Source organism: Psychrobacter sp. TB55-MNA-CIBAN-0194, assembly GCF_040309505.1.
GTDB classification, from domain to species: Bacteria; Pseudomonadota; Gammaproteobacteria; order Pseudomonadales; family Moraxellaceae; genus Psychrobacter; species Psychrobacter fozii.
This window is the reverse complement of sequence record NZ_JBEOOW010000711.1, coordinates 1-241: the sequence shown is the minus strand read 5'-3', so window position 1 is coordinate 241 and position 241 is coordinate 1. Positions and strand designations below refer to the sequence as shown.

At 41.5% G+C, this 241-nt stretch carries 1 pseudogene; it reads right to left on the bottom strand.

Annotated elements, in window-relative coordinates:
- A pseudogene (locus AAEY75_RS16835) lies at nt 1-241 on the bottom strand (hypothetical protein); the annotation flags it as partial.

Genomic DNA, 241 nt, shown 5'->3' with positions numbered 1-241 from the left:
GATAAATGGTCGCCAAATCCATTGCGCGAATACCTAAGTCAGCTAACTGCGCATTGATAGTCCCTAAGCGCTCGTTGTCATTGGTACCGTCACTCGCGAACCAATACATCTGCTCTAGCAAGGTGTCTTGTTTGGTTAATGTTGAATAGCTATCGCCCTGAATAAATAAATTAAAATAATAGGGCATCTCTACATCATTAATAAAAAAGGTACGCTTACACTCTAGGGTATAGGCTTGTGC